Origin of the sequence: Streptomyces sp. NPDC006643, assembly GCF_042870175.1 — a bacterium.
GTDB lineage: Bacteria > Actinomycetota > Actinomycetes > Streptomycetales > Streptomycetaceae > Streptomyces.
Genome location: NZ_JBIAHA010000046.1, coordinates 1 through 24,922, shown reverse-complemented (window position 1 = coordinate 24,922; position 24,922 = coordinate 1). Strand labels below are relative to the sequence as shown.

At 68.3% G+C, this 24,922-nt stretch carries 2 protein-coding genes; both read right to left on the bottom strand.

The window, feature by feature from the left end; genetic code table 11:
* The coding region (locus ACFYNU_RS37980; RefSeq protein WP_388768635.1) for a type I polyketide synthase at positions 1–24,039 on the bottom strand (24,039 nt) is incomplete at its 3' end.
* Between the two features lie 40 nt (positions 24,040–24,079).
* The coding region (locus ACFYNU_RS37975) for a phosphopantetheine-binding protein (RefSeq protein ID WP_388768633.1) at positions 24,080–24,922 on the bottom strand (843 nt) is incomplete at its 5' end.

Below are 24,922 nucleotides of genomic sequence, written 5' to 3'. Positions count from 1 at the left end.
CCACAACGGCACCGAACCCCACACCTGAGCAACCGCCAACAACTGCCCCGCACACTCACGACCCTCACCAACCACCACCACCGCACCAGCCAACACCCCCACATCCCGCAACCCCGACTCACCAACCCGATCAAGATCAACCCGCACCACCTCGGCACCCCCCGACACCAGACCCGCCGCGACATCATCACCAGCCCCCTCAACAGCCACAACCGCCCACACACCACCCAGCACGCCCCCAGACCCCTCCGGCAGCAACGACCACCCAACCCCATAACGCCACCCATCCACCACCGAACGCACCCGCCGCTCCCGCAACGACGCCAACACCGGCAACACCACCGACACATCCTCCCGCTCCACCGCATCCCAGAAATCAACACCCAAACCATCAACCACACCACCACCAACACCCCGACCCAACCCCTCAGGCCAGAACCGCTCACGCTGGAACGCATACGTCGGCAGGTCCGTGACGCGACCCGCGCCACCGAGCTGGGTGGTCCAGTCCACGGCCACGCCTGCGACATGGAGACGGGCGAGTGAGCGCAGCCACCGCCCCCGGCCGCCATCATCCCGGCGCAACGTGCCCGTGACGGTCAGATCCTCACCGGCCTGCTCCACGGCCATGGAGAGGACGGGGTGGGCGCTGACCTCGACGAACGTACGATGCCCCGCCTCCACCAGTGACTCGACGGCCTCGGCGAAACGCACCCGCTGACGCAGATTCCGATACCAGTACCCGCCATCAAGCCCCGCCGTATCAACAACCGCCCCATCCACCGTCGAATACAACGGCACCCCACCACTCACCGGCACGAGGCCGGCCAGATCAGCGGCCAACTGCTCCTCGATCGACTCCACTTGGGCCGAGTGGGACGCGTAGTCGACCGCGATCCGCCGCACATTCTCACCGGCATACCGGGCCACGAACTCGTCGCACGCAGATGCGGACCCCGAGACCACCACCTGGGCGGGCCCGTTGACCGCCGCCACCGACAGCCCCTCCCACGGGGCGATCCACTCCTCGACCTGACCGAGCGGCGCCGGCACCGACACCATCCCGCCCGAACCGGCCAGTGCCACGATCGCCCGGCTGCGTAGCACCACTACACGTGCGCCGTCCTCCAACGACAGACCGCCGGAGACCGTCGCCGCGGCAATCTCCCCCTGCGAATGACCCACCACCACCGACGGAACCACACCCGCAGAAGCCCACAACCCGGCCAGCGACACCATCACCGCCCACGACACCGGCTGCACCACATCAACCCGGGCCAGCAGTTCCTCATCACCCAACGCGTCACGAAGCGACCAGTCCACCAACGGCTCCAACGCCGCCCCACACCGCTCCATCCACTCCGCGAACACCGGCTCGGAGGCCCACAACTCCAACCCCATCCCCACCCACTGCGCACCCTGCCCCGGAAACACAAACACCGGACCCAAAGCACCCTGCGCCGCCATGCCACGAACCACCGCAGACGACGACCCCACGTCGCGAAGACCAGCAACAAACCCCGCCACATCTTCCGCCACCACCACCGCCCGATGCTCAAACACCGAACGCGACGCAAGCAACGACCGCCCCACCAGGACCGGATCTATCTCCGACCGATCAGCAGCCCACTCACCCAGCCGAACAGCCTGCTCCTCAAGCGCCTCCGCCGACTTCGCCGACAACAACCAAGGAACCACGCCGCCCTTGACGGGGCCATCGGCCTCGGAATCCGCCGAGAGTTCGGGCTCTTCGAGAATCACGTGTGCGTTGGTGCCGGATATGCCGAACGAGGAGACACCTGCCCTGCGCGGGCGACCGTCGGTCTCCCACGGCACCGACTCGGTCAACAACTCCACAGCACCCGTCGACCAGTCCACATGCGACGACGGGGCATCGACATGCAACGTACGCGGCAGCACACCGTGCCGCATCGCCAGCACCATCTTCATGATCCCGGCCACCCCGGCCGCCGCCTGGGTGTGCCCGATGTTCGACTTCACCGACCCCAACCGCAGCGGCCGATCAGCCGACCGATCCTGACCATAGGTCGCCAGCAACGCCTGGGCCTCGATCGGATCACCCAGCGTCGTACCGGTGCCATGTGCCTCGACCACATCCACATCAGCGGAGGACAGCCGCGCGTTGGCCAACGCCGCCCGAATCACCCGCTGCTGAGACGGACCATTCGGCGCTGTCAATCCGTTCGACGCGCCGTCCTGATTCACCGCACTGCCACGCAGCACCGCCAAAACCTGATGACCGTGCCGCCGCGCGTCGGACAGTCGTTCCAGTACAAGGATCCCGGCGCCCTCGCCCCAACCGGTCCCGTCCGCAGCGTCAGCGAACGGCTTACACCGCCCATCCGCAGCCAGCCCACCCTGCCGCGAAAACTCCGTGAACACACCCGGGGTAGACATCACCGTCACACCACCGGCGAGCGCCAACGAACACTCACCGGAACGCAACGCCTGCGCGGCCAGATGCACCGTCACCAATGACGAAGAACATGCCGTGTCGACGGTCACCGCAGGACCCTCCAGACCCAGCGTGTAGGCCACGCGACCCGATGCCACACTCCCCGAGCTGCCGGTGCCGTTGAATCCGTCGCTGTCGCCCGGACTCAACGCCGCCTGGGCCGCGTAGTCGTGATACATCAACCCGAGATAGACACCAGTAGCACTGCCACGCAGCGAATCCGGCACAATCCCCGACCGCTCCAACGCCTCCCACGCCGTCTCCAGCACCAACCGCTGCTGCGGATCCATCGCCACCGCCTCACGCGGCGAAATCCCGAAGAACCCCGCATCGAACTCCGCCGCATCGGCGACGAATCCGCCTACCCGTGCGAAGTCACCCAGTCCGGCGACATCCCAGCCACGATCGCCGGGCAGTCCGTCGATCGCGTCCGCGCCCTCGCGCAGCAACTCCCAGAACGATTCCGGAGAGTCCACCCCGCCGGGAAACCGGCACCCCATGCCCACGATCGCCACCGGCTCGTCGGGAATCGGCACCGACACGACGACCGGCGACTTGTCTCCCCTCCCGAGAAGCTCCGCCAGCACGTACGCGGCCAGCGCGGAGGCGGTCGGGTAGTCGAAGACCAGGGTGGCCGGCAGTCGTAGCCCGGTCACGGCGGTGAGACGGTTACGCAGTTCGACAGCCGTCAGAGAGTCAAAGCCCAGATCACGGAAGGCCGCCTCAGCGTCGACGCTTCCGCCGGTGGCATGGCCCAGGACGGTGGCCGCTTGGGTACGCACCAGCTCCAGAACCGCCCCGTGCCGCTCCTCCTCCGGCAACGCCGCGAGCCGGGTCGCCAGTTCGCCTCCATCGGCAGAAGCGGTGGCGGCGGCGCGGCGTGCCGGACCGCCGGTCAGCCGGCGGAGCAAGGGCGAGCCGCTTCCGGCGGCCCGCATGGCTGCCACGTCCAGCCGCGCCGTCACGACCAGCGGCCGGTCCAGGCGGACAGCCGCGTCGAACAGCGCCAGGCCCTGCTCGTCGGAGAGCGCCCGAACCCCGGTTCGCGCCAGCCTGGCCAGGTCCGTGGAGTCGAGCTCCCCGGTCATTCCCGAGCTCTGCGCCCACAGCCCCCACGCCATCGACTGCCCGACCAGCCCGGCCGACCGCCGCTGCTGCATCAGAGCATCCAACGCGGCATTGGCCGCCGCGTAACTTCCCTGCCCGGCCGAGCCAAGGGTGGCCGCCGCCGAGGAGTACACCACGAACAGACCCAGATCGTCGGCACGGGTCAGCTCGTGCAGATGCCACGCCGCGTCCACCTTCGCCCGCAGCACCACGGCCAGCCGCCCCGGAGTCAGCGACTCAATGGTCGCGTCGTCGAGCACACCGGCCGCGTGCACCACACCCGACACCGAATGCTCGGCAAGTACCGCTGCCAGGGCCTCGCGATCGGACACATCACACGCCTTAACCGATACCCGCGCGCCCAACTCATGCAGCTCGGCGGCCAGTTCATCCGCGCCCGGGGCATCCATCCCTCGGCGGGACAACAGCAGCAGATCACGCACACCGTGGACGGTCACCAGATGGCGGGCCAGCATCGCTCCCAACACACCGGTCCCACCGGTGATCACCACGGTGCCCGCAGCCACCCGATCCGACGACGCCGGCCGACCGGCACCCACGGCACGCACCAGACGCCGCACCTGCAACAGACCGCCACGCACGGCGAGTTCGGGCTCACCACTACCCACCACCGCAGGCAGGACGGCATCGAGATCAGCGCCCACTTCTGCGTCCAGGAGAACAAACCGGCCTGGATGCTCGGACTGCGCAGAGCGCACCAGCCCCGTCACCGCAGCAGCGGCCAGATCACTCCCGTCAGCCGCACCTTGCGTGATCAGCACCAGTCGGGAGTCCTGAGTTGCAGGATCGGCCAGCCACTCCTGCAACCAGCCCAGCACCACCCCGGTCACCTCATGCACCGACTCCAGACCAGAGCCCGTACCGACTCGGGCTGCCACGACCGCGGGCACCTCGCCTTGAGTCTGGCCGTACCAGGCCCAGTCCACCTTCTCGGTGGCGGTCGGTTCAGTGAGCGGTTCCCAGTCGACCCCGAACAGCGACCGAGCCGTCTCCCCCGCGCCGACCAAGGACAGATCCGCGGTGAGCGGTCGCAGCATCAGCGACTCGGCGCTGAACACCGGCTGCCCGGCCGGATCGAATGCAGCAACGGCGACCCCGCCGTCCTCCCGACGCGACAACCGAACCCGCAGCACCAACGCGTCCGTGGCGTGCACCTGCACACCACTCCACGCGAAGGGCAGCCGAACACCTTCTTCACCCGACGCCGCCGACGACGTCAGACCAATCGGATGCAGGGCCCCGTCCAGCAGCGCCGGATGCACACCAAAACCATTCACCTCGGTCTGGTCAGGCAGAACCACCTCCGCGAACACCTCAGTGCCGGACTCCCAGACCGCGCGCATTCCCTGGAACACCGGACCGTAGCCATATCCTTCTTCGGCCAGGCGCTCGTACGTTCCATCGAGCGACATCGGCCGTGCTTCCGGTGGGGGCCAGGCACCGGCCCATACTTCAACGGGTGCTGTCTGCGCGCTCAGCACACCATCAGCGTGCTGGACCCACTCGTCCTCGTCGCCGTGACGAGAGAAGATCCCCACCCCTCGGCGACCGGCACCGTCAGGCTCGGCGACCCGCACCTGAACCTGCACCCCGCCCTGCTCAGCCAGCACCAACGGAGCCTGAAGAGTCAGCTCCTCCACCACCGCACACCCGGCACGGTCACCCGCATGAACCGCCAGATCCAGCAGAGCCGTGCCCGGCAGGAGCACCGATCCCAGCACCGCGTGATCAGCCAGCCACGGATACGCCGACAACGACAACCGCCCCGTCAGAAGCACCTTGTCCTCACCGGCAAGCGTCACAACGGCGCCAAGCAGCGGATGCCCGGACTCACCCTGCCCCAGGGCCTGTACATCCCCGGCCCGCTGAGTCAGTGAAGGCCAGAACCTCTGATGTTGGAACGCGTACGTGGGCAACGACACCGGGCTCGTATTCGTACTCGTGCTCTCAGCACCGAACTGCGTGGTCCAGTCCACGGCTACGCCCGTGACGTGGAGGCTTGCGAGTGAGCGCAGCCAGCGGCCTCGGCCGCCGTCATCCCGGCGCAACGTGCCGGTGACCGTCAGGCCCTCGCCGGCCTGCTCCACGGCCATCGAGAGAACCGGGTGGGCACTGACCTCGACGAACGTACGATGCCCGGCCTCCACCAGTGACTCGACGACCTCGGCAAACCGCACCCGCTGACGCAGATTCCGATACCAGTAACCAGCGTCCAGCCCCGCCGTATCGACCACAGCCCCGTCCACCGTCGAATACAGCGGCACCCCACCACTCACCGGCACGAGGCCGGCCAGATCAGCGGCCAACTGAGCCTCGATCGACTCCACTTGAGCCGAGTGAGACGCGTAGTCGACCGCGATCCGCCGCACTCCCTCAGCCGCATGGGCCGCCACGAACTCGTCGCACGCCGACGCGGAACCCGAGACCACCACCTGCGCGGGGCCGTTGACCGCCGCCACCGACAACCCCTCCCACGGGGCAATCCACTCCTCGACCTGATCAAGCGGCGCCGGAACCGACACCATCCCACCAGAGCCCGCCAACGCCACGATCGCCCGACTCCGCAACACCACCACCCGCGCCGCATCCTCCAACGACAGACCGCCCGCCACCGTCGCCGCGGCAATCTCACCCTGCGAGTGACCCACCACGACCGACGGAACCACACCCACAGAAGCCCACAACCCGGCCAGCGACACCATCACCGCCCACGACACCGGCTGCACCACATCCACCCGCGCCAACAACAGCGGATCAGCAAGCGCATCCCGCAACGACCAGTCCACCAACGGCTCCAACGCCGCCCCACACCGCTCCATCCACTCCGCGAACACCGGCTCGGAGCCCCACAACTCCAACCCCATCCCCACCCACTGCGCACCCTGCCCCGGAAACACAAACACCGGTCCCATAGCATCCTGCGTCGCCACGCCACGAACCACCGCAGACGACGACTCCACATCCCGAAGACCAGCAACAAACCCCGCCACATCCTCCGCCACCACCACCGCCCGATGCTCAAACACCGAACGCGACGTAGCCAACGACCGCCCCACCACGACCGGATCTATCTCCGACCGGTCAGCAGCCCACTCACCCAGCCGAACAGCCTGCCCCTCAAGCGCCTCCGCGGACTTGCCCGAAAGAAGCCACGGCACCACACCGCTCTCCGGAGCTTCATCGACCTCAGTAGCCGATGAAGGTTCAGGCTCCTCAAGAATCAGATGGGCGTTCGTTCCGGATATGCCGAATGAGGAGACACCTGCCCGGCGCGGGCGACCATCGGTCTCCCACGGCACCGACTCGGTCAGCAACTCCACCGCACCCGCCGACCAGTCCACATGCGACGACGGCGCATCCACATGCAACGTACGCGGCAACACCCCATGCTGCATCGACAGCACCATCTTGATGATCCCGGCCACCCCGGCAGCCGCCTGGGTATGCCCCAGGTTGGACTTCACCGACCCCAACCGCAGCGGCCGGTCAGCCGGCCGGTCCTGGCCGTACGTCGCCAGCAACGCCTGCGCCTCGATCGGATCACCGAGCCGCGTCCCCGTACCGTGCGCCTCCACCACATCAACATCGGCCGAAGACAACCGAGCACTCGTCAACGCCGCCCGGATCACCCGCTGTTGAGAGGGACCATTCGGAGCGGTCAGACCATTCGACGCGCCGTCCTGATTCACCGCACTGCCACGCAGCACCGCCAACACCTGATGACCGTGCCGCCGCGCGTCAGACAACCGCTCCAGCACCAGCACACCCGCGCCCTCGCCCCACCCAGTGCCATCAGCCCCATCCGCGAACGGCTTGCACCGCCCATCAACGGCCAGCCCACCCTGTCGCGAGAATTCCGTGAACACCGCTGGGGTGGACATCACCGTGACGCCGCCGGCGAGCGCCATCGAGCACTCGCCAGAACGCAGCGCCTGTGCGGCCAAGTGCACCGTCACCAATGACGAGGAACACGCCGTATCCACCGTCACCGCCGGGCCCTCCAGACCCAGCGTGTAAGCGATCCGGCCCGACGCCACACTCCCCGAATTTCCAGTACTGCCGAATCCTTCGCTCTCAGCCGGATTCATCGCTGTTCGAGTCGCATAGTCGTGGTACATCAGGCCGACGTACACACCGGTGTCCGAGCCACGCAGCGAGTCCGGGACAATCCCCGCCCGCTCCAGCGCTTCCCACGCCGTTTCCAGAACGATCCGCTGCTGCGGATCCATCCCCACCGCCTCACGCGGCGAAATCCCGAAGAACCCCGCATCGAACTCCGCCGCACCCAACAAGAAACCACCGTGCTTGGTGTAACTCGTACCAGAACGCAACCGATCCGGGTCGTAAAGCCCCTCCACATCCCAACCCCGATCAGCAGGGAACTCCGCCACCCCCTCACCACCGGCGGCCAGCATTTCCCACAACGCCTCCGGAGAATCAACCCCACCCGGAAAACGACACCCCATCCCAACAATCGCAATCGGCTCATCAGCCACTGCCGGCAACGTCGCGACCGGTGCCGCGTTCGATGCGTCGGTGCTCGCTCCGAGAAGTTCCGTCAGGACGTATTCGGCGAGTACGGACGCTGTCGGATAGTCGAACACCATCGTCGCGGGGAGCCGCAGATCGGTGACGGCGGAGAGACGGTTACGCAGTTCCACCGCCGTCAGCGAGTCGAAGCCCAGGTCACGGAATGCCGCATCCGCCTCGACCCCGTCGGCCGTGGCGTGGCCGAGGACGGTCGCGGCCTGGGCACGTACCAGTTCCAGCACCGCGCCGAGTCGCTCTTCCACCGGCAGCGCCGCCAGCCGGCCGACCAACTCGCCCTCGCCGGTGACAACCGTGGCAGCGGTACGGCGTGCCGCCCCTCCGACCAGGCCGCGCAGTAGCGGGGAGTCCGTTCCGGCAGCTCGCATACGCTCCATGTCCAGCCGGGCCGCCACCACCAGTGGCCGGTCCAGGCGCACTGCCGCGTCGAACAGCGCCAGGCCCTGTTCATCCGAGAGAGCGTGGAGGCCGGCTCGGCTCAGCCGGGCGAGATCCGTCTCGTCCAGTTCGCCGGTCATTCCCGAGCGCTTCTCCCACAGCCCCCAGGCCAGCGACTGCCCGGTCAGACCGGCCGACCGCCGGAATTCCACCTGCGCGTCAAGAGTGGCGTTCGCCGCTGCGTAGCTTCCCTGCCCGGCCGAGCCGAGCGTGGCAGCCGCCGAGGAATACACCACGAACAGACCCAGATCGCCGGAACGGGTCAACTCGTGCAGATGCCATGCAGCATCCACCTTCGCCCGCAGCACCACGGCCAGCCGCTCCGGAGTCAGCGACTCGATCGTCGCGTCGTCGAGAACACCGGCCGCATGCACCACACCCGACACCGGGAACTCCGCCGGTACCGCTTCCAATGCCGCCGCCAACGCACCCCGGTCAGAAACATCACACGCCACGATCGACACCCGCGAACCCAGCTCCGAGGCCAGCTCAACAGCCCCCGGAGCAGCCATCCCCCGCCGCGACAACAGCAACAGATGACCGACCCCATGAGCATGCACCAGATGCCGCGCCAACAACGCACCCAGACCACCGGTACCACCAGTGATCACCACCGTGCCCTCTGCCAGGCGATCCGATGCCACCGGCGCCGGCTGTCCGCCTGCGGCGCGTACGAGACGCCGCGCGGACAACACACCCGACCGCACCGCCAGTTCCGGCTCCCCGCTACCCACCACCGCAGGCAGCACGGCATCAAGATCCAGATCCGTGTCGAGATCCAGAAGGACGAAACGCCCAGGGTGCTCCGACTGCGCCGAACGCACCAGACCGCTCACCGCAGCAGCCGCCAGATCGCTGCCATCGAGCGCGCCCCGGGTAAGCAGAATCAGCTGGGAGTCCTCGTTGGCCGGGTCAGACAACCAGTTCTGCAACCAGCCGAGAACCGTCGATGTGACCGCGTGCACCCATTCCGGGCCCTCGCCGTAACCGGTCGGGACCTGAGCCACGACCACCGAGGGCACGTCACCGTCGACCTGGCGGTGCCAGGCCCACTCCACCTCCGTGGTGACACCCGGATCGGCCAACGGGACCCAGTCCACTCCGAACAGCGACTTGGCCGACACACCGGCCCCGGGGGCCAGTTCGGGAGCGATCGGACGCAGCCGCAGGGAGTCCGCGCTGAACACCGGCTGCCCGGCGGGGTCGAATGCCGCGACCGCGACGCCTCCGTCCTCGCGCGGGGACAACCGCACGCGCAGCACCGACGCGCGGGTGGCGTGCAGCCGAATGCCATGCCACGCGAACGGCAGACTGACGCCTTCGCCCGGCTGCGCCAGTGCGGTGAGACCGATCGGATGAAGCGCCGCGTCCAGGAGGGCCGGGTGTACGCCGAAGCCGTCCACGTCGATGCCCTCGGGCAGTGCCACCTCCGCGAAGACCTCACTACCGGACCGCCAGACCGCGCGGAGGCCCTGGAAGGCCGGGCCGTACCCGTAGCCCTCCTCGGCCAGGCGCGCATACTCACCGTCCACAGGCATCCGGCGAGCATCAGGCGGTGGCCACGCGCCGGACCACACCGGAGCGGCTATGTCTCGTGGACTCACCAGACCGTCGGCGTGCTGGGTCCACTCGTCATCATCATCGATACGGGAGAAGATCCCGACCGACCGGCGACCATCTCCGCCGGGCTCGGCGACTCGTACCTGAACCTGCACACCGCCCTGCCCAGGCAGCAACATCGGCGCCTGCAAGGTGAGTTCTTCCACTACCGGACACCCGGCGCGGTCACCGGCATGCACCGCCAGATCCACGAACGCCGTCCCCGGCAGCAGCACGGAGCCGAGCACAGCGTGATCGGCGAGCCATGGATACGACGCCAGCGACAACCGCCCTGTCAGCACCACCGCATCACCACCCGCCAGGGCCACCACCGCACCCAACAGCCCATGACCCGACTCCCCCAGACCCAACCCCCGCACATCCCCCACCCGACGCGTCACCGCCGGCCAGAAACGCTCCCCCTGAAACGCATACGTCGGCAACGACACCGCACTGGTCGAGGTACTTTCGGCACCGAGGAGCGCGGTCCAGTCCACGGTGGAGCCGTGGGTGTGCAGCCCGGCGAGCGCGGTCACCGCCGTCTCCGCCTCGTCACGGCCCTCACGCAGCAACGGCAGCCACACCCCACCGTCCGCCCCGGCCATCGAACTCAACGTGCCGGTCGGACCCGCCTCCAGGAAGACACCTGCCCCCTCATCCCGCAGTTTCAGAACCGTGTCGTGAAAACGCACCGTCTCCCGGACATGCCTCACCCAGTACCCCGGATCAGTCACATCCGCATCCGGCACACCGGACACCACAGGGAACTGAGGTTCCCGCCAGGTGACCTGCTCCAGCACGCGCGCGAACGGATCAAGCATCGGCTCCATCAACGGGGAGTGGAAAGCGTGGCTCACCCGCAAGCGGCGGGCCTTACCACCCTGGTCACGCCACCGCTGAGCCAACTCCTCCACAGCGTCCTCAGCACCGGAAATCACCGTCGAGGCAGGCCCATTGACCGCCGCCAGGCCCACATCGGCCTGCTCACCGATCAGCTCAAGCGCCTCGGCCTCGCTCGCCGACAGCGCCACCATCGCGCCACCCGACGGCAGCTCCTGCATCAACCGACCCCGCGCCGCGACCACCGCAGCCGCATCCTTCAGATCCCACACACCCGCCACATGAGCAGCCGCCAACTCACCAATCGAATGACCAGCAACCCACTCCGGCACCACACCCCACGACGACACCAACCGGAACAACGCCACCTGCACCGCAAACAAACCCGCCTGCGTATACAACGTCTCGTCCAGACCCGGACCCGGCTCACCACTGATCACATCCCGCAACGGACACGGCAAATGCCGGTCCAACTCCCCACACACCTCATCGAACGCCTCAGCAAACACCGGGAAGGCAGCCGCCAACTCCGCACCCATACGCAGCCGTTGACTGCCCTGACCCGAGAACACCATGGCCGGCCGCCCAGTGCCGGCCGGGCCGGTGAGCACACCCGCACCCGGCCGACCTTCGGCCAGCGTCCACAGACCGTCCCTCAGCGTCTGTGCATCCGGGCCCAGGACCACCGCCCGATGCTCGAACACCGAACGGGTCGTAGCCAACGAGCGCCCCACCAGCACTGGATCGGCCCCCGGTCGGTCAGCGACCCACTCACCGAGTCGGGCCGCCTGCTCCCGTAGCGCCTCCGCAGACTTCGCCGACAACAACCACGGCACGACACCACCCGGAACCTCGTCCGGTTCCGTCGCCGACACCAACTCAGGCTCGGACTCCGCCTCTTCAAAGATCAGATGCGCGTTCGTTCCCGATATGCCGAACGAGGACACACCTGCCCTACGAGGACGGCCATCGGTCTCCCACGGCACCGACTCAGTCAGCAACTCCACCGCACCCGCCGACCAGTCCACATGAGTCGAGGGCGCATCCACATGCAACGTACGCGGCAACACACGATGCTGCATCGACAGGACCATCTTGATGATCCCGGCCACCCCAGCAGCCGCCTGAGTGTGCCCGATGTTCGACTTCACGGACCCCAGCCACAACGGCCGCCCCTCCGGACGCCCTTGACCGTACGTCGCGAGCAACGCCTGCGCCTCGATCGGATCACCCAGCTTCGTACCCGTACCGTGCGCCTCGACCACATCCACATCCGACACGGACAGGCGTGCACTCGCCAACGCCGCCCGAATCACCCGCTGTTGAGACGGTCCATTCGGCGCCGTCAAACCATTCGACGCACCATCCTGATTCACCGCACTCCCACGCAGCACCGCCAACACCCGATGCCCACGCCGACGCGCATCCGACAACCGCTCCAGCACCAGCACACCCGCACCCTCACCCCACCCGGTGCCATCCGCAGCATCAGCGAACGGCTTACACCGCCCATCCGCAGCCAGCCCACCCTGCCGCGAGAACTCGGCGAACACCCCAGGGGTGGAAAGCACCGTCACACCACCGGCCAGCGCCATCGAACACTCACCCGACCGCAACGCCTGCGCAGCCAGATGCACCGCCACCAACGACGACGAACACGCCGTATCCACCGAGACCGCCGGGCCCTCCAAGCCCAACGTGTAAGAGACGCGGCCGGACATCACACTCACCGCGCTGCCGGTCAGCGAATGCCCTTCGGTGCCGTGAGATCCCGATGCCAGCACCGAGCCGTACTCCGAACCACCCACACCCACATACACACCCGTGTCCGACCCGCGCAGCGAATCCGGCGCGATCCCGGCCCGCTCCAGCGCCTCCCACGCCGTTTGCAGTACGAGCCGCTGCTGCGGATCCATCGCCACGGCCTCACGCGGCGAGATACCGAAGAAGCCCGCGTCGAAATCCGTCACATCAGGTATGAAGCCGCCCACACGTGCGTAATCAGCCTGCGGGTCGTCCAGCCCGGCCGCGTCCCAGCCGCGGTTCCCGGGGAACGCGCCGATCGCGTCCGTGCCCTCGGTCAGCAATTCCCACAGTGCCTCGGGCGAGTCGACTCCGCCAGGGAAACGACATCCCAGACCCACGATCGCGACCGGCTCGTCCAACACCGCCGCCGCCACCGTCGAACCGGGCTCGGACATCGCGGCCGTCGCGTCCTCGGAGCCGAGCAGCTCTCCCAGCAGGAAGTCCGTCAGCACATCCGCGTTCGGGTAGTCGAACACCAGCGTCGCCGGCAACGAGAGCCCCGTCGCCTCCACCAACCGGTTGCGCAGCTCGACCGCGGTCACGGAATCGAAGCCCAGCTCACGGAACGCCTGACCGGACGCGAGCCCGTCCGGCGCGGTGCCATGCCCAAGTACCACTGCCGCATGAGCCAGCACCAGCTCGTGCACTGTCTGCCGACGCCGGCCGGCCGGCAACACCCGCAGTCGGGCGGCCAGAGCGGTGTCCTCGTCCCTCGTCGAGCCCGTATCGGCCACGGCAGCCTGTGCTTGCGGAATCTGCCCCAGCAGCGGACTGGGTCGCGCGGAAGTGAACGCCGCAGCGAAGCGGGACCAGTCCATATCGGTCACCGTCACGCACGCCTCACCCCGACCCACCGACTCAGCCAGCGCGCGGAGCGCACGCTGCGGCTGCATCGACCGCACCCCGCGCCGCTTCATCGCCTGGCTCTCCTGCGCACCGGCCATCCCCGGCCCGCCCCACAGCCCCCAGGACACGCTCGTCACCGCGCGCCCGGCAACACGCTCCCGGAGGGCGTACGCATCGAGGAACGCGTTGGCCGCCGCGTAGACCCCCTGCCCACCGCCACCCCACACACCGGCGCCCGAAGCGAACAGCACGAACGCGTCCAGCGGACGTTCGGCATCCTGTACGAGCAGCTGGTGCAGGTTCAGAGTCCCGGCCACCTTCGCCGCCAGAACCTGGTCCACGGCATCCGGATCGATCTCCGTGATCGGGATCATCTCACCGACACCGGCGGCGTGGACCACGGCATCGATCCGCCCCACACCGGACAGAGCTGTGGCCAGGCCGTCCCGGTCGGCCACATCACAGCCCAGGACGGTGACCCGTACGCGGTCCTCGGCGGTCAGTTCGTCCACAAGCTCCGCCACACCAGGGGCCAGCGTGCCGCGCCGCGAGGTCAGCACGATGTGCTCGGCACCCTGATCTGCCAGCCAGCGCGCGACCTGACCCCCCAGCCCGCCGGTGCCACCGGTGACCAGGACAGTGCCCGCCGGGACCCACGGCTGGCCGGAGTCGGGGGCGGAGTCGAGATCCGGCACGAGCCGGCGCCCGTACACGCCGCTGGCGCGCACGGCGACCTGGTCCTCGGCGTCCCAACCGGTCAGGACCGCGCAGCAACGCCGCCAGATCACCTCGTCGAGCGCGGCTGCGGAATCGGGCGCGGTAGCAGATGCGGTTGCAGAATCGGTTTCGGAATCGGTTTCGGAATCGGCTTCGGCCGGCGGCAGATCGATCAACCCGCCCCACCACGTCGGGTACTCCAGTGCCGCCACCCGGCCCAGGCCCCACGCCGCGGCTGCGTCGAGATCACCCGACCCGTCGGCGCCGTCAACCCGGACCGCGCCACGGGTGAGCATCCACAACCGCTGCGTCAACCCGGCCTGGTCCAGGCCCTGGAGGACCGCCAGAAGTTCCTTCACGGGTGCGTCGCCGGGCAGGAACACCACACCGGCAAGGTCCGCTTCGGTCAGGGCGGCGCGGACGGTTTCGGCGACGGCTGTACGGTCACCGGGCACGGCCATCGGAAGTGATCGGGCGCCCTGATCGGTCAGCGCCCCGGCCACCTGGCCGGCCCATCCAGCGACGTCCGGATGGTGCAGCACGAGCCAGGAACCGCTCAGCGCCGAAGGCCGCGATCCCGACAGGGGCGCCCATTCGACTCGGTAGCGCCAATTGTCGATCGCCTGGCGATCCTGCCGCTCCCGGCGCCAAGCGGTCAGAGCGGGGAGCACGGAGGTCACCTCGTGCTCGTCCACCCGCAGAGTGGTGGCCAGAGCCGCACCGTCCGAACGCTCGACCGCCTGCCAGAACTCGGCGTCCACTCCGTCAAGAACGCTGTCGGCGCTCGGGTGCGACATCTCGGGCCAGAACCGCTGATGCTGGAACGCGTAGGTAGGCAGCGAGAGCAAATCGGCAGGGGACTGCGAACCGAGCTGGGTGGTCCAGTCCACCGTTACGCCCGCGACATGAAGACGAGCGAGTGAGCGCAGCCAGCGGCCCCGGCCGCCGTCGTCCCGGCGCAACGTGCCCGTGACGGTCAGGTCCTCGCCGGCCTGCTCGACGGCCATGGAGAGGACGGGGTGGGCGCTGACTTCGACGAACGTACGATGCCCGGCCTGCACCAGTGACTCGACGACCTCGGCGAAACGTACCCGCTGACGCAGATTCCGATACCAGTACCCAGCGTCGAGCCCCGCCGTATCGACCACTGCGCCGTCCACCGTCGAATACAACGGCACCCGACCACTCACCGGCATGAGCCCGGCCAGATCGGCAGCCAACTGCTCCTCGATCAACTCCACTTGGGCCGAGTGGGACGCGTAGTCGACCGCGATCCGCCGCACATTCTCACCGGCATACCGCGCCACGAACTCATCACAGGCTGTCGCGGAACCCGAGACCACCACCTGAGCGGGGCCGTTGACCGCCGCCACCGACAGCCCCTCCCACGGGGCGATCCACTCCTCGACCTGACCGAGCGGGGCCGGAACCGACACCATCCCGCCCGAACCGGCCAGTGCCACGATCGCCCGGCTGCGCAGCACCACCACGCGTGCGCCGTCCTCCAACGACAGACCGCCCGCCACCGTCGCGGCGGCAATCTCACCCTGCGAGTGACCTACGACGACCGACGGAGCGACACCCGCAGAAGCCCACAGCCCGGCCAGCGACACCATCACCGCCCACGACACCGGCTGCACCACATCAACCCGCCCCAACAACACCGGATCAGCAAGGGCGTCGCGAAGCGACCACTCCACCAGCGGCTCCAGCGCCGCCCCGCACCGCTCCATCCACTGGGCGAACACCGGCTCGGAGTCCCACAGCTCCAGGCCCATACCGACCCACTGCGCGCCCTGCCCCGGGAACACAAACACCGGTCCCATAGCATCCTGCGTCGCCACGCCACGAACCACCGCAGACGACGACTCCACATCCCGAAGACCAGCAACAAACCCCGCCACGTCCTCCGCCACCACCACCGCCCGATGCTCAAACACCGAACGCGACGCAAGCAACGACTGCCCCGCCAGGACCGGATCCATCTCCGACCGATCAGCAGCCCACTCACCAAGCCGAACAGCCTGTTCCCGCAACGCCTCCGCCGACTTCCCCGAAAGCAACCACGGCACCACCCCACTCGGAACCTCGTCCGGTTCCGTCGCCGACACCAACTCGGGCTCAGGCTCAGCCTCTTCAAAGATCAGATGCGCATTCGTCCCGGAGATACCGAACGAGGACACACCCGCCCGACGCGGACGACCATCGGTCTCCCACGGCACCGCCTCAGTCAGCAACTCCACCGCGCCCGCCGACCAGTCCACATGCGACGACGGCGCGTCGACATTCAACGTACGAGGCAACACCCCATGCCTCATCGACAGCACCATCTTGATGATCCCTGCCACACCCGCCGCAGCAAGAGTGTGGCCGATGTTCGACTTCACCGAACCCAGCCACAACGGCCGCCCCTCCGGACGCCCCTGGCCGTACGTAGCGAGCAGCGCCTGCGCCTCGATCGGGTCACCCAGCCGCGTCCCGGTACCGTGCGCCTCCACCACATCAACATCGGCGGAGGACAACCGGGCACTCGCCAACGCCGCCCGGATCACGCGCTGCTGAGACGGACCGTTCGGCGCGGTCAGACCATTCGACGCGCCGTCCTGATTCACCGCACTCCCACGCAGCACCGCCAACACCTGATGCCCACGCCGACGGGCATCCGACAACCGCTCAAGAACCAGAACCCCCGCACCCTCACCCCACCCGGTGCCATCCGCAGCATCAGCGAACGGCTTGCACCGCCCATCCGCAGCCAGCCCACCCTGCCGCGAAAACTCCGTGAACACACCGGGGGTGGACATCACCGTCACACCACCGGCCAAGGCCATCGAGCACTCACCCGAACGCAACGCCTGCGCCGCCAAGTGCACGGCCACCAACGACGACGAACACGCCGTATCGACCGTCACCGCCGGGCCCTCCAGACCCAGCGTGTAAGCGATCCGGCCCGACGCCACACTCCCGGCGTTACCGGTCAGCACGTGCCCGGCGACATCACTGGAACCTGACGCCAGCACCGAGCCGTACTCCGCCGAGCCGGCGCCCACGTACACACCGGTGTCCGAACCACGGATCGATTCCGGAACGATCCCAGCCCGCTCAAGTGCCTCCCACGCCGTCTCCAGCACCAACCGCTGCTGCGGATCCATAGCCATGGCTTCACGAGGAGTGATACCGAAGAACTCGGGATCGAACATTCCCGCCTCCGCCAGGAAGCTGCCGTGCCGGGCATAACTGGTGTCCGGGCGCAGCCGGTCGGGGTCGTACAGCCCCTCCACATCCCAACCCCGATCGGTCGGGAATTCCACCACGCCCTCGCCACCCGCGACCAGCAGCTCCCACAGCGCCTCGGGGGAATCCACGCCGCCCGGGAACCGGCACCCCATCCCGACGATCGCGATCGGGTCATCGTCGGTGCCGAGGGCCACTGCCCCGGATACGGCAACGGCGTCCCCTTGCTCGCCCATGACGCCGGCCAGCACGAACCCTGCCAGCAGGCGCGATGTCGGATAGTCGAAGACGAGGGTGGCGGGCAGTCGTAGTCCGGTCGCGGCGGTGAGGCGGTTACGCAGTTCCACTGCCGTCAGCGAGTCGAAGCCCACGTCGCGGAACGCGGCATCGGCGTCGACCGCGCCCACTCCGCTGTGTCCCAGGACTACGGCCGCTTGGGTACGCACCAGCTCCAGCACCATGTTGTGGCGCTCTTCCACCGGCAACGCGGCCAGCCTGGCGGCCAGCTCACCGTCACCGGCCGCGGTGGTGGCGGCGACCCGGAGCGCCGAGCCCCCGGTGAGCCCGTTCAGCAGCGGTCCAGCAGCCCCGGCGGCGCGCATCGTGGCAACGTCCAGCCCTGCCGCCACGACGAGCGACCGGTCGAGGCGTGTCGCCGCGTCGAACAGCGCCAAGCCCTGCTCGTCGGAGAGCGCCCGAACCCCGGTCCGCGCCAGCCGGGCGAGATCCGCCTCGTCCAGCGACCCGGTCATACCCGAGGTCTGCTCCCACAACCCCCACGCCAACGACTGCCCGGTCAGACCGGCCGACCGCCGCTGCACCATCAGCGCGTCCAACGCGGCATTGGCCGCCGCGTAACTTCCCTGCCCCGCCTGCCCGAGCGTGGCCGCCGCTGACGAATACATCACGAACAGATCCAGATCCAGACCCCTGGTCAGGTCGTGCAGATGCCACGCCGCGTCCACCTTGGCGCGCAGCACCACCGCCAGGCGCTCCGGAGTCAGCGACTCGATGGTCGCGTCATCGAGCACACCAGCCGCATGCACCACACCCGACACCGGATGCTCGGCAGGTACGGTGCCCAGCGCCGCCGCCACAGTGTCACGGTCGGACACATCACACGCCAGAATCGACACCTGGGCACCCAACTCAGCCAGTTCGGCAGCCAGTAGCTCCGCGCCCGGCGCTTCGGTCCCCCGGCGGGACAGCAGCAACAGGTGCTCCACCCCGTGGCCGGTGACCAGGTGGCGGGCCAGCGTCGCACCCAGCCCGCCCGTGCCACCGGTAATCACCACGGTCCCCCGCGCGTCAAGACTCGCCGGCAGCCGCAGGACCACCTTGCCCACGTTCCGCCCGGCCTGAAGATGACGCAGACCCTCCACCGCCGCAGCCGTCTCAAACACCGTCACCGGAAGCGGCTCCAGCACCCCCGAACCAAACAGCTCAACAATCTCGGCCAGCATCTGACCAATCCGCTCCGGCCCCGCCTCCATCACATCGAAGGCGCGATACTTCACGCCCCGATGCCCAGCTGCGACCGCAGCCGCGTCACGCACGTCAGCCTTGCCCATCTCGATGAACCGGCCGCCCTCGACGAGCAGATCGAGCGACGCGTCCACGAACTCCCCGGCCAGAGAGTTCAGCACCACATCCACACCACGACCCCCCGTCGCAGCCCGGAACGCGTCACGGAAGTCCAAGTCCCGCGAGGACGCCAGATGCGCCTCATCAAAACCCCGGCCACGCAACACCGGCCACTTCCCGACACTCGCCGTCCCATACACCTCCAACCCCCACAACCGGGCCAACTGCACCGCCGCCATACCCACCCCACCCGCCGCGGCATGAACCACAATCCGCTCACCACCCCGCACCCCCGCCAAATCCCGCAACGCATAAAACGCCGTCAAAAACACAATCGGCACCGACGCCGCCCGAGCGAACGACCACCCCTCCGGCACCCTCACCACCAACCGATGATCCGTCACCGCCAACGGACCCAACGCACCAGCAAACACACCGAACACCCGATCACCCACCACCAACCCCGACACACCCTCACCCACCTCAACCACCACACCAGCAGCCTCACCACCCATCACCGCACCCGCATCCGGATACAGACCCAACCCCACCATCACATCCCGGAAGTTCAACCCAGCCGCCCGCACACCCACCCGCACCTCACCAGGCGCCAACGCCCCCACCCCAGACGGACTCCCCACCACCACCAGATCATCCAGACTGCCCCGCTCAACCACATCCAGCCGCCAGTCACCCCGCCCCCGACCCGGCACAACCAACCCCCCGGCAGCGCGCACCAACCGCCGCACACGCAACACACCCACACGCACAGCCAGTTCGGGCTCACCACTACCCACCACAACGGGCAGCACGGCATCAAGATCAGTGTCAGCCTCAACATCCAGAAGGATGAAGCGCCCGGGATGCTCCGACTGCGCGGAACGCACCAGCCCCGTCACCGCAGCGGCAGCCACATCACTCCCATCCGTGGCACCCCGCGTGAGCAACAACAACTTGGAATCCTCGGCAGCGGGGTCGGCCAACCACTCCTGCAACCACCCCAGCACCGTCCCGGTCACCTCATGCACGGACTCCGGCCCCCCACCACCACCGGCCGGGACCTGAGCCACCACCACCGCAGGCAGTCCACCCTCGGCCCGACCGTGCCAGGCCCACTCCACCACTTCGGCCGTCGTAGTGGTCGCCAAGTCGGCCAGCGGCGTCCAGTCCACGCCGTACAGCAGCCGGGAGGTCTGGCCGGCCCGCGAGACGACCGCATCGGTGCCGATCGGGCGCAGCCGCAAGGAATCCGCGGCGAACACCGGCTGCCCGGCCGGGTCGAATGCAGCGACCGCGACCCCGCCGTCCTCGCGCTGCGACAACCTGACCCGCAACATCGACGCGCCCGTGGCGAACAGCCGCACCCCACTCCACGCGAACGGCAGGCGCACACCACCATCGCCGGACTCGTCAGCGAGAGCGGTCAAGCCGATCGGATGCAGGGCCGCGTCCAGCAGCGCCGGATGCACACCAAAACCATCCACATCGGTCCGCTCAGGCAGAGCCACCTCCGCGAACACCTCAGCACCGGCCCGCCACACCGCTCGTACGCCCTGGAACACCGGCCCGTAGCCATAACCGTCGGCGGCCAGGCGCTCGTAGACGCCGTCCACCGGCACCGACACCGCATCTGACGGGGGCCAGGCACCCGTCCACACCGGCGCGGGGGCTGTCAGAGCGCTCAGCACACCATCGGCGTGCTGAACCCACTCGTCCTCATCACCATGACGGGAGAAGACGCCGACATCCCGGCGACCGTGCTCATCACGCTCGGCGACTCGGATCTGTACCTGCACACCACCCTGTTCAGGGAGCAGCAGCGGAGTCTGAAGGGTCAGTTCCTCAAGCACCGGACAGCCGGCCCAGTCACCAGCGTGCACCGCGAGGTCCACGAACGCCGTCCCGGGCAGGAGCACCGACCCCAGCACCGCGTGATCAGCCAGCCACGGATACGCGGACAGCGACAGCCGCCCGGTGAGCACCACCGCGTCCCCGCCGGCCAGCGCCACCGCCGCACCCAGCAGTCGGTGCCCGGCCTCGCCCTGGCCCAGCGCCCGCACGTCCCCGGCGCGAGGGGTCACGGCAGGCCAGAAGCGCTCGCGCTGGAAGGCGTACGTCGGCAATGACACCGGTCGCGTGTCTGTACCCAGCAGCCCCGACCAGTCCACGGTGGAGCCGTGGGTGTGCAGCCCGGCGAGCGCGGCCACCGCCGTCTCCACCTCGTCGCGCTCAGCGCGCAACAACGGCAGCCACACTCCGCTGTCCGCCCCGGCCATCGAACTCAACGTCCCTGACGGGCCCGCCTCCACGAACAGGTCAGCGCCGTGTTCACGCAGTTTGAGGACCGCGTCGTGATAGCGCACCGTGTCGCGGACATGCCGCACCCAGTACGCCGGATCACAGACATCCGCGTCCGGCGTGCCGGACACCACGGGTATGCGAGGCTCCCGGAAGGTCACCTGCTCCAGCACGCGCGCGAAGGGATCGAGCATCGGCTCCATCAACGGGGAGTGGAAAGCGTGGCTCACCTTCAGCCGCCGCGCCTTACCACCCTGATCACGCCACCGCTGAGCCAACTCCTCGACAGCGTCCTCAGCACCGGAAATCACCGTCGACGCCGGCCCGTTGACCGCCGCCAGACCCACGCCTGCGTGCTCGCCGATCAGTTCAACTGCCTCGGCCTCGTTCGCCGACAGCGCCACCATCGCACCGCCGGACGGCAACTCCTGCATCAACCGACCCCGCGCCGCAACCACCGCAGCCGCATCCGCCAGATCCCACACACCCGCCACATACGCGGCACTCAACTCACCGATCGAATGACCAGCCACCCACTCCGGCACCACACCCCACGACGACACCAACCGGAACAACGCCACCTGCACCGCAAACAACCCCGCCTGCGTATACAGAGTCTCGTCCAACAGACCCGGACCCGGCTCACCACTGATCACATCCCGCAACGGACGCGGCAAATGCCGGTCCAACTCCCCACACACCTCATCAAACGCATCCGCGAACACCGGGAACGCAGCCGCCAACTCCGCCCCCATGCCAAGGCGCTGACTCCCCTGACCCGAGAACACCACCGCCAACCGACCCGAACCCGCCAGGCCAGTCACCACCCCCACACCCGACCGGTCCCCAGCAAGCGCCTGCACACCGTCCACCAACGACTGCCGGTCACGTCCCAACAGCACCGCCCGATGCTCAAACACCGACCGACTCGTGGCCAACGCACGCCCCACCGCGACCGCATCCGTCTCCGGGTACTCGGCGGCCCAGTCGGCCAGCCGAGCAGCCTGATCCCGCAACGCCTCCGGTGACTTGGCAGACAGCAGCCACGGCACCACCGAGACCACCGGCTGCGACTCGACAGCCGACTCGGTCCCCGGTTCCGTCTCCCGCTCCAGGTCCGAGTCGAGCTCCGGGTCGAGTTCCGGTTCCTCAATGATCAAGTGGGCATTGGTGCCGGATATACCGAACGACGACACGCCGGCCCGCCGAGGACGGTCATCAACCTGCCAGGGCATCTCTTCGGTCAGCAACCTCACCGCGCCGGCCGACCAGTCCACGTGTGACGACGGAGCGTCCACGTGCAACGTACGAGGCAGCACACGGTGCTGAATCGCCAGAATCATCTTGATGATGCCCGCCACACCGGCGGCGGCCTGGGTGTGCCCGATGTTCGACTTCACTGAACCCAGCCACAACGGCCGGTCAGCCGAGCGGTCCTGGCCGTACGTCGCCAGCAGCGCGTCCGCCTCGATCGGATCGCCGAGCTTCGTACCCGTACCGTGCGCCTCGACGACGTCCACATCGGACGGGGTCAGGCGGGCGCTCGTCAACGCCGCCCGGATCACTCGCTGTTGAGCCGGTCCGTTCGGCGCGGTGAGACCGTTCGACGCACCGTCCTGATTGACCGCACTGCCACGCAATACCGCAAGCACTCGATGCCCACGCCGACGGGCGTCCGACAGCCGCTCAAGAACCAGAACCCCGGCACCCTCACCCCAACCGGTGCCATCAGCCGCATCAGCGAACGGCTTGCAACGACCGTCAGCGGCCAACCCGCCTTGCCGCGAGAACTCCACGAACACACCGGGGGTGGACATCACCGTGACACCACCGGCCAGCGCCATCGAACACTCACCGGAACGCAACGCCTGCGCTGCCAGGTGCATCGTCACCAACGACGACGAACACGCGGTGTCCAAGGTCACCGCAGGACCTTCCAGTCCGAGCGTGTAGGCCACCCGGCCGGACATCACGCTCGCCGCATTGCCGGTTCCGGTGTGACCCTCGCGGGCGACCGGTCCGTCAGCGACCATCGTGGCGTAGTCCTGACCATTGGTGCCGAGATACACACCGGTCGCACTGCCCCGCAGCGAGTCGGGGTCGATCCCGGCCCGCTCCAGCGCTTCCCATGCCGTCTCAAGTGCCAGTCGCTGCTGCGGATCCATCGCCAGGGCCTCACGCGGCGAGATGCCGAAGAATCCCGCGTCGAACTCGGTCGCGTCGGTGACGAAGCCTCCCACCGGGGCGTATCCGGCCTGCGATTCGGATCCGGCCTGCGGGTCGTCGACCCCGGCCGCCTCCCAGCCACGATCGGTGGGGAGTGCGCCGATCGCATCCCTGCCAGCGGCCAGCAGCCTCCACAACTCCTCCGGCGAGTCCACTCCGCCCGGGAAACGGCAGCCCACTCCCACGATCGCGATCGGCTCGCGAGACTTCTCCTCCACCTCGGCGAGGCGCGAACTCGTCTCGTGCAGATCCACCGTGACGCGCTTCAGGTACTCGCGGAGCTTGTCCTCGGTGTTCACTACCGATCACCCATTCCTTCGTGAAGAGCGCGAGGAGTCCTCATGCCTTGCCGTACCGGTTGTCGATGAAGTCGAAGAGGTCGTCGTCCGAGGCGCGCTGGAGCTGGCCCTGCACGTCCCCGTCGCCGTTGGCCCCTTGGAGGTTGTGCCAGGCGGACGTCAACGCCTTCAGCCGGCCGCTGACCTCGTCGTGGAAGCCCACGTCGCCCGCCTCGGAGTCGAAATGCTCGGCGGTCAGCTTCGACAGGGAGTTCTCCAGGCGGCTGAGTTCGTCCAAGATGGACGGCCCGACGTCATTGGCGTCACCGGATAGTCGCGTGTGGAGGTATCCGGCGAGGTCGGCCGGTGTCGGATAGTCGAATACGAGCGCCGCCGGCAGCGACAGGCCGGTCACCGCGGCCATCCGGTTGCGCAGTTCGACTGCGGTCAGCGAATCGAACCCGAGGGAACGGAAGGCGGTTCCCTCGTCGATCTTCCCCGCGCCGGCGTGCCCGAGCACCATCGCGGCTTGCTCACGGACCATCGCCAGCACCATCGCCGGTTCCTTGTCCGGTGGAGCCTGCCGCAGATCACGCAGCCAGGGGGAATCGCCGTTCACCATGTCGGCGGCCAACACCGCCTTGGCTTCGGGCAGTTCAGCCAGCCATCGTCCCCCGAGGCCGAGTTCCGCAACCCGGGGCCAGTCCATGTCGGCGACCGCCACGTAGGTGTCGTCAAGTACGTGTTCCAGTGCCGTGACCGCCACCGCCGGATCCATGGCGCCGACGCCGACTCGCCGATGGATGGAGTGGATCAGTTCGGTGTCGGCGAGTCCGGCACCTGCCCACGCGCCCCAGGCCACCGACACCATCGGCGCACCCTGCGCCCGCCGCATCTGCACATA